The following is a 12,208-nucleotide window of genomic DNA, read 5'->3' as shown; positions in this document are numbered from 1 at the left end:
GCCTCCGGGGCAGGGGTGTGGGACTGCTTCGCTTTACGTCCCACACCCCTGCCCCTCCGGCCCGTCCCCTCCCGTTGGGGGGTGGGAAGAGGCCGGTGGGGGTGGACGTGGCTGGTCGAGCGCGCCTTACGGGTCGTACGGAAACGGCTAACGGTGGCCCGCCCCCACTCACCGTGACGTACTCCTCTCACGGGAGGGGACGGGCCGGAGGGGCCTGTTGTGTGGACGTAAAGCGAAGCAGTCCACACAACAGGCCCCGGAGGTCCGTCACCGCACCCGACACCCACCCGGCCCGCCGCAGGCGCAACGGCGACCAGCCATTACGGCGGGCCAGCCGACAACGTGCGGCGGCGCCGCAAAGCGCAACGGCGAGACACCACCACGGCGGGCCAGCCGACAACGTGGGGCGCAAAAAACCACTTGCAGGGGGCAGATAGACTGCCCCCATGGCAGTTCTCCCTTGGGTTCATTAGACGGCGCAGCTCGCTCTCGGACCGTCCGTCCAATCCGCCGTCTTTTCCGACCCTGGAGCTTTTCCCGTGATCACCGCCTCCGGCCTTGAGCTGCGCGCCGGCGCCCGCGTTCTCATCGAGTCCGCCTCCTTCCGTATCGCCAAGGGCGACCGCATCGGCCTGGTCGGCCGTAACGGCGCCGGCAAGACCACCCTCACCAAGGTGCTGGCCGGGGAGGGCATCCCCGCCGCCGGCTCGGTCACCCGCGGTGGCCAGGTCGGCTATCTGCCGCAGGACCCGCGCACCGGCGACCTCGACGTGCTGGCCCGCGACCGCATCCTGTCCGCCCGCGATCTGGACAGCGTGCTGCGCAAGATGCGCGAGAACGAGGACCGGATGGCGAACGGCAAGGGCGCCACCCGCGAGAAGGCCATGCGGAAGTACGAGCGCCTGGAGACGGAGTTCCTGACCAAGGGCGGGTACGCCGCCGAGGCGGAGGCCGCGACCATCGCCGCCAGCCTGGGCCTGCCCGACCGTATCCTCGGCCAGCCGCTCCATACGCTCTCCGGTGGTCAGCGTCGCCGCGTCGAGCTGGCCCGGATCCTGTTCTCGGACTCCGACACCCTGCTCCTCGACGAGCCGACCAACCACCTCGACGCCGACTCCATCGTCTGGCTGCGCGACTACCTCAAGACCTACCGCGGCGGCTTCATCGTGATCTCCCACGATGTCGACCTGGTCGAGACCGTCGTCAACAAGGTCTTCTATCTGGACGCCAACCGCTCCCAGATCGACGTCTACAACATGGGCTGGAAGCTCTACCAGCAGCAGCGCGAGGCCGACGAGAAGCGCCGCAAGCGCGAGCGCGCGAACGCCGAGAAGAAGGCCGCGGCGCTCAACTCCCAGGCCGACAAGATGCGGGCCAAGGCCACCAAGACCGTCGCCGCGCAGAACATGGCCAAGCGCGCCGAGAAGCTGCTCTCGGGGCTGGAGGAGGTGCGGCAGTCCGACAAGGTCGCCAAGCTGCGCTTCCCGGACCCGGCGCCCTGTGGCAAGACCCCGCTCACCGCCGAGGGCCTGTCGAAGTCCTACGGTTCGCTGGAGATCTTCACCGATGTCGATCTGGCCATCGACAAGGGCTCCCGGGTCGTCATCCTGGGCCTGAACGGTGCCGGCAAGACGACCCTGCTGCGGCTGCTGGCTGGCGTCGAGCAGCCGGACACCGGCGAGGTCCGCCCCGGCCACGGCCTGAAGCTCGGCTACTACGCCCAGGAGCACGAGACCCTGGACCCGGACCGCACGGTGCTGGAGAACATGCGGTCGGCCGCCCCGGACATGGACCTGGTCGCCATCCGCAAGACGCTGGGCTCCTTCCTCTTCTCCGGCGACGACGTCGACAAGCCCGCCGGGGTGCTCTCCGGCGGTGAGAAGACCCGGCTCGCCCTGGCGACCCTGGTCGTCTCCTCCGCCAACGTCCTGCTGCTCGACGAGCCCACCAACAACCTCGACCCGGCCAGCCGCGAGGAGATCCTCGGCGCGCTGCACACCTTCACGGGCGCGGTGGTCCTGGTGACGCACGACGAGGGAGCCGTGGACGCACTGGCGCCGGAGCGGATCATTCTGCTGCCCGACGGTGTCGAGGACCTGTGGGGCCAGGACTACGCGGATCTCGTCGCGCTGGCCTGACCGCGGCGAATGGATCATGCCGTATGGATCATTCGGCCGACGTGTGATCCATCATCTGAGTGAGAACGGCTCGTACACCGGCGAGCCTGCAACGGATGGCCGGGCCCTTGCGGCCCGGCCGTCACCTTTTTGGCCCCATGCCGCCTGACCTGGCATTTCTCGGGGAAATCCGGGCCCGGAGGGCCTTCTGGGCAGCCGGAATCGGCACTTCCGGGCCGGATGACGGAGCGTCCGAAGGCAAAGGATGTCGTAGAGACCTTGCGGAATGGGTGGCCAGGAAGCCGGGGAGGGGTGATCATGAGAGTCCAGAGCGCACTTCCCACGAGGAGGCACGGGTGGCCGAGACTCTGAAGAAGGGCAGCCGGGTAACCGGCGCCGCGCGCGAGAAGCTCGCGGCAGACCTGAAGAAGAAGTACGACTCCGGTGCGAGCATCCGGGCGCTGGCCGAGGAAACCGGCCGGTCCTACGGATTCGTGCATCGGATGCTCAGCGAATCCGGTGTGGTCCTGCGCGGTCGTGGCGGAGCCACGAGGGGCAAGAAGGCCGCTTCGGCCTGACGGCCACGCCTTTGAGTGCAACGGTGTCCCCCCGGCCGACGAAGCCGTCGGCCGGGAGGTTACCGTTCAGTCACTTACGCACGCAGGTGCGGCTGGCTGACTCGGAGGCGCTGATGACTCTGCTCGACAAGGACGGTGTGCGACTCACCGTGGACGATGCCGTCGCCACGGTGACCCTCGCCCACGCGGCCAAGCGCAATGCGCAGTCCCCGGCCATGTGGCGGGCGCTCGCCGAAGCGGGCTCGCTGCTGCCGGGCAGCGTTCGGATCGTGGTGCTGCGCGGTGAGGGCACGTCCTTCTCCGCGGGCCTGGACCGTCAGGCGTTCACGCCCGAAGGCTTCGACGGCGAGCCGTCGTTCATCGATCTTGCCCGTGCCACGGACAGTGCACTGGACGCCACCATCGCCGAGTACCAGGAAGCGTTCACCTGGTGGCGGCGCAATGACCTGGTGTCCATCGCCGCCGTGCAGGGACACGCCATCGGCGCGGGCTTCCAGCTCGCGCTCGCCTGTGATCTGCGGGTGGTCGCGCCGGACGTCCAGTTCGCCATGCGTGAGACCAGCCTGGGACTCGTACCGGACCTGACAGGTACCCACCCCCTGGTCGGGCTGGTGGGCTACGCCCGTGCGCTGGAGATCTGCGCCACCGGGCGCTTCGTGCACGCCGAGGAGGCCGAGCGGATCGGCCTCGCCAATCTTGTGGTGCCCGCGGACGAACTCGACGGCGCGGTGGCCGACCTGGCCGCCGCGCTCATTGCCGCGCCGCGGGACGCCGTGATCGAGACCAAGGCCCTGCTGGCCGGTGCCGCGGGCCGTACGTACGAGGAGCAGCGCACCGCCGAGCGGGCCGCGCAGGCGCGCCGACTGCGCGACCTGGCGGGCGTGGGGGAGTAGCGCCCCGTTCCGGACCGCGGGAGGCGGCCGGCCGGGCTGTCCGGTCGGCCGCCTCAGCCCTGCTCCACCGCCGTGACCAGCACGGCGACCGTCGACACCGCGGGCGGCGCGGCCGTCACCGCCTGTCGTACGGCGGCGGAGACGTCCAGCGCCCGGTGGCCGGGGGCGGTCGCCAGCTGGATCAGGGCATGCCCCTCGGTGAGCCGTACCGGACGGGACGAACCGAGCGCCGGTGCCAGGCGGGCCACACCCCCGACGCCCAGGGCCACGGCGGCGATCCCGGCCGCTCCGTCCTGCGTCGCGCCGCTCCGTTCGTCCGTCACCGGCGCGGTGGGCGGGCCGCCCGACGGGGCGGGGGCCGGCGCCTGCGGTGCCCCGGCCTCGTCCGTGTCCAGCAGGCCGCTGATCTGTAGATCCACCACGGCCACCACCAGCCCCAGCTCCCGGACCGAGGCTTCCAGCAGGGCCGCCCGCACCTGGTCGGCGACCGTGAGCAGCGGCCGGTCGCCGGCCGCGGCGAAATCCGCCTCGATCCGCAGCGGGCCCGGCGGCAGCGCGCTCGGGGGCGCAGGTACCGCGGGCTCCGGCGCGCGGTCGGGGTCGGCGACCGACAGCCGCAACGAGCCCAGGCGCACCCCGGGCGGCGTCCCGGCGGCCCTTCGCAGAACCCCGGCGGCGGCCTGCTCGGTGATCCACGATCCGTCCGCCGGCCCGCCGAGCGGCAGCAGCCGGCCGATCCCGAGTTGCGTCCGCACAGCCTGTGCCCACTGGTTCGCGGTCACCGCGTCACCCCTTTCCCGGCAGGTCCCGCCCCCTCTTCCGGGCACGTCCCGGACCACGCCCCCAGCCTGCCGCAATGCGGGCTCCACAGCAGCGTGCTGGCCCGCACGGCGCCGTAGGGAGCACTCCGCTGCCGCAGCCCCCGAAGCGAACCGGACAAACTGGATCTACTGTGGGCAACGGAGCGGGCGGACCGCTTCTCCCCGCGGAAAGGGAGTACGGCGATGAGCGAGAGCCAGCAGGCCGAGGTACCCAGGACCCCCACCAAGAGGGGTGGCGGCGATCCCGCCACCCGCGGGCGGACCACCATCGCCGACGGGGTCGTGGAGAAGATCGCCGGTCTTGCGGCCCGGGACGTCCTCGGTGTGCACGCCATGGGCAGCGGCCTGGCCCGTACGCTCGGCGCCGTCCGTGACCGGGTGCCCGGCGGCGGGCGGTCCGCGACCGCCACCCGCGGGGTCAAGGCCGAGGTCGGCGAGGTGCAGACCGCGCTGGACCTGGAGATCGTGGTCGACTACGGCGTTGCCATCGCCGATGTCGCGCGGTCGGTGCGGGAGAACGTCATCTCCGCCGTGGAGCGGATGACGGGCCTGGAGGTCGTCGAGGTCAATATCGCGGTCAGCGATGTCAAGCTCCCCGACGAGGCGGACGAAGAAGAGGAAGCCGAGACGCGGCTCCACTAGCCGGAGCCGTCCGGAGCGGTAGCGAAGGAGCGCACGATGAGCATGGCCGTGGCCGGCCTCTTGGCCGGTATGGCGCTGGGCTTCGCCGGATTCTTCGGTGGTTTCGGCGCCTTTGTCCTGGTGGCGGCGCTGGGCGCCATCGGGTTCGTGGTCGGCAGATTCCTCGACGGGGATCTGGAAGCCGGCGAATTCTTCCGTCCGCGCCGCGGTGACCGCGACGAGCGGCGGCGGTGAGGCCGGGTGGCGACGGTGTCCCCGCCCGCCGCCGTACCGGCGGCTGAGCGGGGCGCGACCAGAATCGCGGACCGGGTGGTGGCGAAGATCGCTGCGCAGGCGGCCCGGGAGGCGTTGCGCCGGGAGTCCCCGCGCGCCCGCACGGACGCCCATGCGACGGTGACCGTGCACCGGCACGAGGAGCGCCGGAACTTCGGCGAGGCACGGGTACGGATCGCCGTGGAGCTGGGCTACCCCTCCGACCTCGGGGCGCAGAGCCGCGTGGTGCGCCGTCATGTCACCGAGCGGGTGCGGGAGTTGGCGAACATGGCGGTGCCCGAGGTCGCGGTGGAGGTCGAGCGGCTGCACTCACCGCAGCTGGACCGCACCGACCGCGGGAGGGTGCGATGAGCGACGACGAGGCGCGGCCGGCGGACACCCGGCGGCTGCCCACGCCGACACCGGACACCGGGGACGAGGCGCCGCGGTCCGGACCGGACGACGCCCCCGCGGGCAGCGACGAGGACGACCGCACCGGGCGCTTCTGGTCGGCCCGCCGGGTGCCGGCCGCCGTGGTCGCGGCGCTGCTGCTGGCCGCCGCCGGGCTGCTGCTCTACGACGTGGCCGCGGTACGCGCGAACCGCCCCGCGATGGCCTGGCGCCGGCGCCTCGCCCATGACCTGGCCACCCGTCCGCTCGACAACCCCTGGGTGCTGGGCGCCGCCGCGCTCGCCGTGGTCCTCGGCATCTGGCTGATCGTGCTGGCCCTCACCCCCGGGCTGCGCCAGGTGCTGCCGATGCGGCGGTCGGCGCCGGGCATCCGGGCCGGGCTGGACCGGTCGGCCGCCGCGCTGGTGCTGCGCGACCGGGCCATGGAGGTCGCCGGCGTGCAGTCCGTACGGATGAAGGTCGGCCGCCGCAAGGCCAGGGCGCACGCCGTCTCGCACTTCCGCGAGCTGGACGAGGTCCGCGCCGACCTCGACGTCTCGCTCGGCGAGGGGCTGCGGCAGCTGGGGCTGGCACACGGGCTGAAGCTGACGGTGCACGTCCGGCGCCCGAAGAAGGGGTGAGCGCGCGATGCTCAGGATGCGCAGAACGACCAACCGGGTGCTGCTCGGCCTGGCCGGTGTGGTGCTCTTCGGCACCGGCGCCGCGGTGCTGTTCGGCGGTCTCGACCTGCCCGCGAAGTGGCATCTCGGCCTGCCCGCCGGCTGGCCGTGGTCCCGGCCCGGCGACGTGCTGCTCCCCGCGCACGCCCGCACCCGCTGGACCCACGAGGGCTGGTGGTGGCCGGTCGTCATCGCGGCCCTGGCCGTCTTCGTGCTGCTGATGCTGTGGTGGCTGCTGTCCCAGCTGCGGCGGCACCGGCTGCAGGAGATCCTCGTCGACAGCGGCGACGGCGAGGGCGCCGTGCTGCGCGGCCGGGCGCTGGCGGCCGCCGTCGCCGCCGAGACGGAGTCGCTGGACGGCGTCGACGGGGCCGGTGTGCTGCTGGCCGGCAGACGGACCGCACCGCAGGTCAGAGCGCTGCTGGCGCTGGCCCCGCACGCCGACCCGGGCACCGTCCTGCAGCGGCTGTCCCACGAGGCGGTGGCGCACGCCCGCGACTCGGCCGGGCTCGACGAGCTGCCGGCCGAGGTCCGGCTGCGGGCGGTCAAGCACCGGCCCGAGCGGGTCAGTTAGGCCCCTCGGGTGGACAGGGGGGCACGTGGTGCGGCGCCTTTCCCCCGTCAGAAGCCGTGCCGGGCGCCGCCGTCCACCGGCACCATCACCCCGGTGAGGTACGAAGCGGCCGGCGACAGCAGGAACGCCGCGGTCCGGCCGAACTCCTCCGGCGTGCCGTAACGGCCCAGCGGGATGGACGCACAGTTGCGGGCGTGGCTGCCCTCCGGGTCGCCGGAGAGCGCATCGAGCTGGGTCATCCGGTCGGTGGCGATCCGGCCGGGCAGCACCCCCAGGACGCGGATGCCGCGCGGCCCCAGCTCGTTGGCGAGCGACTTGGCGAAGCCGGCCAGCCCGGGGCGGAGCCCGTTGGAGATGGTCAGGCCGCCGATCGGCTCGTACACCGAACCGGACAGCACAAAGCCGATCACCCCGCCCGCCGGCAGCTCGGCGGCGGCCGCACGGGCCAGCCGTACCGCGCCGAGGAAGACCGATTCGAAGGCCGACTGCCACTGTTCGTCGGTGTTGTCGGCGGCGGTTCCGGGCGCCGGGCCGCCCACGCTGATCAGCACGCCGTCCAGCCGGCCGAAGCGCGCACGGGCCGCCGCCAGCAGGCGGTCGGGGGCATCGGCGGCGGAGTTGTCGGCCGCCACGCCCAGGGCACGGTCGCCGAGCGAGGCGGCGGCCGCGGCCGCGCTCTCCTCGGTGCGGCCGGTGAGCACCACATGGGCGCCGTCGGCGACCAGTTCACGGGCGGTGGCGAAGCCGAGGCCGCGGGTCGCCCCGGTGAGCAGGTACGTCCGGTCAGAGAGTCCGAGATCCATGGTCCTAGTCTGCCGTTGCTCCGTCGAGGAGGCCGAAGGCGGTGCCCACCAGACCGATGTGGCTGAAGGCCTGCGGATAGTTGCCCAGCTGGCGACCCGCGGCCGGGTCGTACTCCTCGGAGAGCAGGCCCACGTCGTTGCGCAGGTCCAGCAGCCGCTCGAACATCTCCCGGGCCTCGTCCCGCCGGCCGCTGAGCTGCAGTGCGTCGGCGAGCCAGAACGAGCAGACCAGGAAGGTGCCCTCGCCGCCCGGCAGCCCGTCGACCGAGCCGCCCTCCGTGCTGTAGCGGCGCACCAGACCGTCGTGCGTCAGCTCCCGGCGCACCGTGTCGATGGTGTTCAGCACCCGTGGGTCGTCACCGGGCAGAAAGCCGACCCGGGGGATCAGCAGGGTCGCGGCGTCCAGTTCCTTCGAGCCGTAGAACTGGGTGAAGGTGCCGCGCTCGGCGTCGTAGCCGTGCTCGCACACCTCACGGTGGACCTCCTCGCGCATCGCCCGCCAGCGGTCGGCGTCCCCGCTGAACTTCGGATTCGCCTCGATCGCCCGTACCGCCCGGTCGGCTGCGACCCAGGCCATGACCTTGGAGTGCACGAAGTGCCGCTGCGGCCCGCGGATCTCCCACAGGCCCTCGTCGGGGTCGCGCCAGGTGGACTCCAGGTAGTCGACCAGGGCGCGCTGGATGCTCCAGGCGTGCGGCTCCGACGGCAGCCCGGCCCTGCGCGCGACGTGGAAGGAGTCCAGCACCTCGCCGTAGACGTCGAGCTGACGCTGTTCGACCGCGGCGTTGCCGATGCGGACCGGCGCGGAGTCGCAGTAGCCGGTCAGCCACGGCAGCTCGGCCTCCGGCAGCCGCCGCTCACCCGCCAGCCCGTACATGATCTGCAGATCGTCGGGGGCACCGGCCACCGCGCGCAGCAGCCAGTCCCGCCAGGCGCCGGCCTCCTCCAGATAGCCGGCGGACAGCAGGGAGTTCAGGGTGAGACTGGCGTCGCGCAGCCAGCAGTAGCGGTAGTCCCAGTTGCGCACCCCGCCCAGTTCCTCGGGCAGTGAGGTGGTGGGGGCCGCCACGATGCCGCCGGTCGGCGCGTAGGTGAGCGCCTTGAGGGTGATCAGCGAGCGCATCACGGCCTCGCGGTACGGCCCGTCGTAGCGGCAGCGCGCGGACCAGGCGTGCCAGTCGTCCAGGGCGTCCTGGAGCGCCGTGTACGGCTCGATCTGGGTCGGCCGCGGCTCGTGCGAGGGGTGCCAGGTCAGCACGAACGCGGCCCGCTCGCCCTCGGCGACGGTGAGGTCCGAGCGGGTGCTGAAGTCCTTGCCGTAGGTGGTGCTCCGCGGCGGGGTGCGCAGCCATACGGAGTCCGGTCCCGCGACCGCGAAGCGGCAGCCCTCCGTGGCCCGCACCCAGGGCACCACCCGCCCGTAGTCGAAGCGCAGCCGCAGCTCGCTGCGCATCTCGACGCTGCCGCGCAGGCCCTCCACGATCCGTACGACATCGGGCGCGCGGTCGCGCTGCGGCATGAAGTCGATGACCCGGACGCTGCCGGTGGGGGTCTCCCACACCGTGTCGAGGATCAGCGAATCGCCGCGGTAGGAGCGCTGTGCGCGGGCGTCCGCGGACCGGGGAGCCACCTGCCAGTGGCCGTTCTCCTTGCCGCCGAGGAGCGCCGCGAAGCAGGCGCCGGAGTCGAAGCGGGGCAGGCACAGCCAGTCGATGGAGCCGTCGCGGCCGACGAGTGCGGCGGTCTGCAGATCACCGATGAGCGCGTAGTCCTCGATATGTGGATGCACGCCTCGCACCTTCCCGCCCGGCGCCCGCGCTACGCGGTGGGGCGGCTGTCCGGGCTACCCGCGGCGGGCCGGGGCCGTGGCCGCTTCCTCGCCGTCCTGCGGGTCCGGGGCGTCGTGCGGGTCCTCGCCGTCCTGCGGGTCTTCGGGGTCCGGCGGGTCCTCGCCGTTCCCGGTCCCGTGCGGCTCCGCGGCCTCCTTGGCGGCGGCCTCCGCGCGGTCGCGGCGCTCACGGCGTACGAGGACGGTCCAGCCGACCGGCACCGCCGCCGCGAACAGCCACCACTGGATCGCATAGGCCATGTGCGGGCCGATGGAGTCGTGGTCCGGCTCGGGGACCAGCTCCGGTGTGCCGCCGGCCGGCTTGGGCCCGGTCTGCTCGATATAGCCGCCGAGCGTCGGCCGGCCGACCCGCTTCGCCTGCTCCTTGCTGTTGATCAGCATGATCTGGCGCGGGGGCAGGCCCTTGGTGTCCTTGATCCCGCTGAACGCGGTGGTCTCGTCGGCCATCATCCGGCCGGTCACGGTGACCTTGCCCTTGGGGGCCGGCGGGACGTCCGGGAACCTGGTGAGGTCGTTGCCCGCCGAGATCCAGCCGCGGTTGACCAGCACGGCCTGGCCGTTGCCCAGCACCAGCGGGCTCACTACGTAGTAGCCGATGCTCTGCTCGTCGGCGGCGGTGCGCTGGCGGACCACGACCTCGTGCGCGGTGTCGAAGGTGCCGGTGGCGGTGACCGGGCGCCACATGTCGTGGCGGGGGAGGGTCCGGCCGGGGGCGGTCAGCTCGGTGACCGGGACCGGCCTGGCCGCCAGACTGCGCGCGATGAGCTGGTTCTGCGCCACCTTGTGCTGATGGCGGTGGAGCTGCCAGAAGCCCAGCTTGATCATGACGGGGATCAGCAGCAGCGCCACGAGGGTGACGATCACCCACTGCCGGGACAACAGGAAGCGGTACACGGCTTCGACGGTACCTGGGGCGCCCCGGCCTCCGGGCGGCGGGGCCGCCGGGGCCGCCGGGTCCTCCGGGGCCTCCGGGCGGCGGGTCCGGCCCGGTCCTCCGGGTGGCGGGTCCTGCCGGGTGGTCCGAGTGGCGGGTCCTGCCGGTGTTTCGCGCTCCGGTCCGGCAGGTCCTGCCGGGTTCTCGCGCGCCGGTCCGGCGGACCCGCCGGATCAGACCCGGTCGACGATGCCCACCCTCCCGTCCGAGCGGGCGCAGTGGGCACCGCAGTACCACTTCTGGTCGGCCTCGACGCCCTGGCCGATGATCTGGCACCGGCAGTGCTCACAGATCGGCGCCATGCGGTGGATGGCGCAGGCGAAGCAGTCGAAGACGTGCACCGCGCCCTGCGCGTGCACCTCGAACGTCATGCCGTATTCGTTTCCGCAGACCTCACAACGTGCCATGCGCCACAGGGTGCGGGCGCCGCCCGCGCGGGGCGAGGTGCCGACGGGTGTGTTGACCGGGCTTCACCCGGACGCACGCGCCGGGACCACGTCCTGCAGCAGCTGCATGAAGGCCGCCTCGTCGATCACGACCGTGCCGTACGAGGCGGCCTTGGCGGTCTTGGACGTACGGGCGTCGGGATCGTTGGTCACCAGCAGGCTGGTCAGCCGGGACAGGCTCGTGGCGACATGCAGCCCGGCCTCGATCGCCCGGTCCTCCAGCAGCTCGCGGTCCACGGAGGTGTCGCCGGAGAAGGCGACCCGCATCCCCTGGACGAGCCGGCCGCCCGCCTCATAGCGGCCCGGGTTGGGGTAGGGGCACGCCGGGCGCTTACGGGACGGCCGCCAGGAGGTGGGGCGGTAGGGCGAGGCGGTGGTGTGCTGCCGGGGTGCGGGGGAGTCCGACCACTCCGTCAGCGGCTGGCAGGTCAGCAGCGGCAGCCGCAGATTCTCCTGCGCGGCCCGCCGCAGACTGGGCCGGAACGCCTCGGCCAGCACCCGGGCGTCGTCCAGCGCATGGTGGGCGCGCTGCTGCACCACGCCGTAATGGGCGGCGAGCGTCTCCAGCTTGTGATTGGGCAGCGGCAGCTGCAATTCCTTGGACAGGGCGATGGTGCACAGCCGCTGGCGCACCGGCGCGGCCACCGCGGCGCGGGCATACTCCCGGGCGATCATCGACCAGTCGAACATGGCGTTGTGGGCGACCAGGACCCGGTCCTCCAGCCGCTTGGAGAGTTCCGGGACGATCTCCGGGAAGAGCGGGGCATCGGCGAGCACGGCGCTGGTGAGACCGTGGATCCAGACCGGTCCCGGGTCCCGCTGCGGGTTGACGAGGGTGTACCAGTGGTCCTGGACCTCGCCCTGGGCGTCGAGTTGGTACACGGCGGCGGAGATGATCCGGTCGTCACGGGCCAGGCCCGTGGTCTCCACGTCGACCACCGCGTACCCCTGGGGATACGCGGTCGGCCAGGGAGCCGGCGGCGTCTGCGGGCCCGGCTGCTGCCCGATCTTCGGCGCGATCGGGTCGGCTGCTGCCATGCGGTCTTCGAGCATGGTCCCTGAGGATACGGGCCGCCACTGACAGCCACCGAACCGCCGTCGCTTGCAACGGCCGTGGTGCGTCGCCGACAACGCCCGTCGGGGGCGCTCGCAACGCCCCGTCATGCGTCCGGGCCTCTGCAATTCCCGGGCGGGTGCGGGAGTTGACGGGGGGACGAGGAGGGGTGGGG

General features: G+C 72.7%; 14 protein-coding genes. 8 read left to right on the top strand and 6 right to left on the bottom strand.

What is annotated here, in order from left to right:
• Window positions 1-539 precede the first annotated feature (539 nt).
• From EST92_RS27290 to EST92_RS27280, 3 genes are all read left to right on the top strand, one after another.
• Window positions 540-2,138: an ABC-F family ATP-binding cassette domain-containing protein gene (locus EST92_RS27290; protein ID WP_129250512.1), complete on the top strand. Its 1,599-nt coding sequence runs from the start codon at window positions 540-542 to the stop codon at window positions 2,136-2,138.
• Window positions 2,139-2,473: 335 nt separating this feature from the next.
• Window positions 2,474-2,695: a helix-turn-helix domain-containing protein gene (locus tag EST92_RS27285; protein WP_006606369.1), complete on the top strand. Its 222-nt coding sequence runs from the start codon at window positions 2,474-2,476 to the stop codon at window positions 2,693-2,695.
• A gap of 113 nt (window positions 2,696-2,808) precedes the next feature.
• A complete protein-coding gene (locus EST92_RS27280) occupies window positions 2,809-3,588 on the top strand; it encodes an enoyl-CoA hydratase/isomerase family protein (RefSeq protein ID WP_129283417.1) in 780 nt (259 codons plus the stop codon).
• Between the two features lie 53 nt (window positions 3,589-3,641).
• Here the strand turns inward: EST92_RS27280 and EST92_RS27275 are convergent, their stop codons facing one another.
• Entirely contained in the window at window positions 3,642-4,370 is a 729-nt protein-coding gene (locus tag EST92_RS27275; RefSeq protein ID WP_129283416.1) for a hypothetical protein, read from the bottom strand.
• Between the two features lie 222 nt (window positions 4,371-4,592).
• On the opposite strand from EST92_RS27275, the gene EST92_RS27270 reads away from it, so the two are divergent.
• From EST92_RS27270 to amaP, 5 genes are read left to right on the top strand one after another with little or no spacing between them, the layout of a single operon-like run.
• Window positions 4,593-5,051: an Asp23/Gls24 family envelope stress response protein gene (locus EST92_RS27270; protein WP_129283415.1), complete on the top strand. Its 459-nt coding sequence runs from the start codon at window positions 4,593-4,595 to the stop codon at window positions 5,049-5,051.
• 36 nt (window positions 5,052-5,087) lie between these two features.
• Window positions 5,088-5,285 carry a hypothetical protein gene (locus EST92_RS27265; RefSeq protein ID WP_129250516.1) on the top strand — a complete coding sequence of 66 codons (198 nt, stop codon included), beginning with the start codon at window positions 5,088-5,090 and terminating at the stop codon, window positions 5,283-5,285.
• A gap of 6 nt (window positions 5,286-5,291) precedes the next feature.
• Complete coding sequence (locus EST92_RS27260) at window positions 5,292-5,675, top strand: Asp23/Gls24 family envelope stress response protein (protein WP_129283414.1); 384 nt, start codon at window positions 5,292-5,294, stop codon at window positions 5,673-5,675.
• Window positions 5,672-6,334 carry a DUF6286 domain-containing protein gene (locus EST92_RS27255; protein WP_129283413.1) on the top strand — a complete coding sequence of 221 codons (663 nt, stop codon included), beginning with the start codon at window positions 5,672-5,674 and terminating at the stop codon, window positions 6,332-6,334. The genes EST92_RS27260 and EST92_RS27255 overlap by 4 nt, the downstream gene beginning before the upstream one ends.
• Before the next feature lie 7 nt (window positions 6,335-6,341).
• The gene (gene amaP, locus EST92_RS27250; RefSeq protein WP_174244151.1) at window positions 6,342-6,947 is read left to right on the top strand and encodes an alkaline shock response membrane anchor protein AmaP; all 606 of its coding nucleotides are present in this window, start codon (window positions 6,342-6,344) and stop codon (window positions 6,945-6,947) included.
• A 47-nt stretch (window positions 6,948-6,994) separates the two neighbouring features.
• Here the strand turns inward: amaP and EST92_RS27245 are convergent, their stop codons facing one another.
• From EST92_RS27245 to EST92_RS27225, 5 genes are all read right to left on the bottom strand, one after another.
• The gene (locus EST92_RS27245) at window positions 6,995-7,750 is read right to left on the bottom strand and encodes an SDR family oxidoreductase (RefSeq protein ID WP_129283412.1); all 756 of its coding nucleotides are present in this window, start codon (window positions 7,748-7,750) and stop codon (window positions 6,995-6,997) included.
• 4 nt (window positions 7,751-7,754) lie between these two features.
• Window positions 7,755-9,539 carry a glycoside hydrolase family 15 protein gene (locus tag EST92_RS27240; RefSeq protein WP_129283411.1) on the bottom strand — a complete coding sequence of 595 codons (1,785 nt, stop codon included), beginning with the start codon at window positions 9,537-9,539 and terminating at the stop codon, window positions 7,755-7,757.
• Window positions 9,540-9,593: 54 nt separating this feature from the next.
• Window positions 9,594-10,493 (bottom strand): SURF1 family protein, encoded by a 900-nt coding sequence (locus tag EST92_RS27235; RefSeq protein ID WP_129283410.1) that lies wholly within the window; start codon window positions 10,491-10,493, stop codon window positions 9,594-9,596.
• A 213-nt stretch (window positions 10,494-10,706) separates the two neighbouring features.
• Window positions 10,707-10,940 carry a hypothetical protein gene (locus tag EST92_RS27230; protein ID WP_006606380.1) on the bottom strand — a complete coding sequence of 78 codons (234 nt, stop codon included), beginning with the start codon at window positions 10,938-10,940 and terminating at the stop codon, window positions 10,707-10,709.
• A gap of 63 nt (window positions 10,941-11,003) precedes the next feature.
• Window positions 11,004-12,032 carry a DEDDh family exonuclease gene (locus EST92_RS27225; RefSeq protein WP_254069046.1) on the bottom strand — a complete coding sequence of 343 codons (1,029 nt, stop codon included), beginning with the start codon at window positions 12,030-12,032 and terminating at the stop codon, window positions 11,004-11,006.
• Window positions 12,033-12,208: the final 176 nt, after the last annotated feature.

It is taken from the genome of Streptomyces sp. TM32 (assembly GCF_004122755.1).
Lineage (GTDB): Bacteria > Actinomycetota > Actinomycetes > Streptomycetales > Streptomycetaceae > Streptomyces > Streptomyces sioyaensis.
The sequence above is the reverse complement of the archived record's forward strand: the minus strand, read 5'-3'. Positions and strand labels throughout refer to the sequence as shown.

What these genes read in the sequence shown, in the direction of transcription:
- EST92_RS27280 (WP_129283417.1), top strand. Translation starts at nt 2,809, where the DNA reads ATGACTCTGCTCGACAAGGACGGTGTGCGACTCACCGTGGACGATGCC.
- EST92_RS27270 (WP_129283415.1), top strand. Translation starts at nt 4,593, where the DNA reads ATGAGCGAGAGCCAGCAGGCCGAGGTACCCAGGACCCCCACCAAGAGG.
- EST92_RS27265 (WP_129250516.1), top strand. Translation starts at nt 5,088, where the DNA reads ATGAGCATGGCCGTGGCCGGCCTCTTGGCCGGTATGGCGCTGGGCTTC.
- EST92_RS27255 (WP_129283413.1), top strand. Translation starts at nt 5,672, where the DNA reads ATGAGCGACGACGAGGCGCGGCCGGCGGACACCCGGCGGCTGCCCACG.
- amaP (WP_174244151.1), top strand. Translation starts at nt 6,342, where the DNA reads ATGCTCAGGATGCGCAGAACGACCAACCGGGTGCTGCTCGGCCTGGCC.
- EST92_RS27245 (WP_129283412.1), bottom strand. Translation starts at nt 7,750, where the DNA reads ATGGATCTCGGACTCTCTGACCGGACGTACCTGCTCACCGGGGCGACC.
- EST92_RS27230 (WP_006606380.1), bottom strand. Translation starts at nt 10,940, where the DNA reads ATGGCACGTTGTGAGGTCTGCGGAAACGAATACGGCATGACGTTCGAG.
- EST92_RS27225 (WP_254069046.1), bottom strand. Translation starts at nt 12,032, where the DNA reads ATGCTCGAAGACCGCATGGCAGCAGCCGACCCGATCGCGCCGAAGATC.